Consider the following 2,113-nt stretch of genomic DNA (forward strand, 5'->3'; position numbering starts at 1 on the left):
ACCTGCACGCGTGCAGGCCGGGGCGGGGTACTGCGGAGCTGTTCCGGAAGGGGCTAGATGTCCCGGAACTCATAGACAAAGCTTCTGACCTGTGCAAATGACCCCTCTCGAAGAGCCGGCGGCCGACCGCGACACCATCGCCAGAACCTGGCTCCGCCACTTCGAAAGGTGACCTCGTTGCCTCCCTCCACCGAACACATCCGCACCGTCACGGAGGCATACCTCGCCCGCCACCCGGACGAGCGCGCCTCCCTGATGATGCTGTTCGCCGTGTTCGCCGGCGCGGATGACCCGCACCAGCCACAAGATGTTCCCGGCCCACGTGACCCGCAGCGCCGTCCTCATCAACGGTGAACGGCACGTGCTCCACATCCTGCACAAGGAGTCCGGGAAACTGCTGGCGCCCGGCGGGCACAACGACCCGTCCGACCAGCTCCTGCGCGACGCAGCCCTGCGCGAGCTGCACGAGGAGGCCGGCATCCCGCCCAGCACCGTCGTCCCCCTCGCCGGCCACGAGGACATCCCCCTCGACATCGACGTGCACGCGATCGACGCGAACCCGTCGAAGAACGAGCCGGCCCACCACCACGTGGACTTCCGCTGGGCCTTCCACCTCGGGGCCGATCACGTGGTGACGCTGCAGGAGGAGGTCGACGGCTACCTGTGGCGGCCGTTCGCGACCACCGCCTCACCCACCGTCCGCGCCAAGCTCGCCCAGTTCACATGAAGTCCCCCGAACCCGACCACCAGGAGGACGCCGTGGCCGCCACCACAGCCCGACCGACCGACGCCGGCACATCGCCGTCATACCCTGCCGCTGGGGTGCCTCCCGCTTCCCCGGCAAACCACTGGCCCTCCTCGACGGCATGCCGCTGCTCTGGCACGTTCACCAGCGCTGCCTGGAGGCCAAACGCCTCGACGGAGCCATAGTCGCGACGGACGACGGACGACGGACGACGGACGCATCGAAGCAGCGTGCCGCGAACTCGGCATCGACAGCATCCGAACAGGGGAGTACCTCACCGGCACCGACCGCGTCGCGAAGGTCGCCGAACGCCTGCCGGCCGACGGATACATCAACGTCCAGGGCGACGAGCCGTTCATCTCGCCGACCGCCATCAACGACGTCTCCGAAGCCCTGGAATTCACTCCGCCCGGCACCTGCGCCGTGAACGCCTACACCGAGCTGGTCGACGTCGGCGCCGTCCTGGACCACAACGTCGTCAAGGTCGTCGTCACGGCCCGCAGCGAGGCCCTCATGTTCTCGCGCCAGCCCATCCCGTACCCAAGCGGCGACCGGCCGAAGTACCTGCGCCGACTGGGCCTCTACGGCTTCACAGGCGAGGCTCTCCAGCACTTCCGTCAGCTCCAGCAGGGACCCCTGGAGCGTGCCGAGGGAGTAGAGATGCTGCGCTTTGTCGAACACGGCCATGCCACGGGGATGGTGCCCGTCCTGGACGACGGGGTGGCAGCAGACACCCCCGAGAATCTGGCGCGAGCCGAACACCTCCTCGACCAGCGCCACTGAGCCTGGATCCACCGGCTTGATGTCTGTGGACAGCTTTCCCGGGAACGAGGAAGCGCCCTGTTACTTGCGATGATGGGAGTTCTGAGGCTTCCAGTGCGCACGATCACGAGGGCATTGAGATGCAGTCTTCCGATGCCCCGGCGGGGGTTTCCGCACGGTTCGGTGATCAGAATCTGGTCGCGTACGGCGGGCCGACTCCGCTGGTGCGCCGGTACCCGATCGAACCCGCCACCCTCACCCGGCAGTTCAACGCACTGCTCCGCGACACCCACCTACGACCGATCCGGTTCCACGACCTCCGCCACTCAACGGCGACCCTCCTCCTTGAGCAAGGCGTCGAACTCCTCGTCATCAAGGAACTCCTCGGCCACGCCCACATCGGCGTAACCGCGACGGTGTATGCCCACGTCCGGCTCCGCCTCCAGCGCCAGGCCATCGACACTTTCAGCAACGCCCACCGAGCCCGCCAACCGGCCCGACACTGGCGACGATCCGCCACTCTGTGCAGCCCCCGTCCGCTGACGTTGCCGTCAACTACTGCCGTCAACTACTGCCGTCAAACGACCCAAGGGCCCAGACGAGAAT

The 2,113-nt window shown here is 67.3% G+C and carries 2 protein-coding genes and 1 pseudogene; all 3 read left to right on the plus strand.

Translation table 11 applies throughout. The features are described 5' to 3' along the window. Positions 1–286: 286 nt before the first annotated feature. On the plus strand, positions 287–727 hold the full coding sequence (locus ACFXBC_RS35025) for an NUDIX hydrolase (RefSeq protein ID WP_385034171.1): 441 nt from the start codon (positions 287–289) through the stop codon (positions 725–727). Between the two features lie 273 nt (positions 728–1,000). Next, positions 1,001–1,528 carry a cytidylyltransferase domain-containing protein gene (locus tag ACFXBC_RS35030; RefSeq protein ID WP_385034174.1) on the plus strand — a complete coding sequence of 176 codons (528 nt, stop codon included), beginning with the start codon at positions 1,001–1,003 and terminating at the stop codon, positions 1,526–1,528. Positions 1,529–1,743: 215 nt separating this feature from the next. Continuing rightward, positions 1,744–2,050 (plus strand): annotated as a pseudogene (locus ACFXBC_RS35035) (tyrosine-type recombinase/integrase); the annotation flags it as partial. Positions 2,051–2,113 lie beyond the last annotated feature (63 nt).

It is taken from the genome of Streptomyces sp. NPDC059398 (assembly GCF_042751845.1).
Taxonomy (GTDB): domain Bacteria; phylum Actinomycetota; class Actinomycetes; order Streptomycetales; family Streptomycetaceae; genus Streptomyces.

Bases quoted from the DNA above. Each gene is read 5' to 3' on its own strand.
- ACFXBC_RS35025 (WP_385034171.1), top strand. From the start codon at position 287: ATGACCCGCACCAGCCACAAGATGTTCCCGGCCCACGTGACCCGCAGC.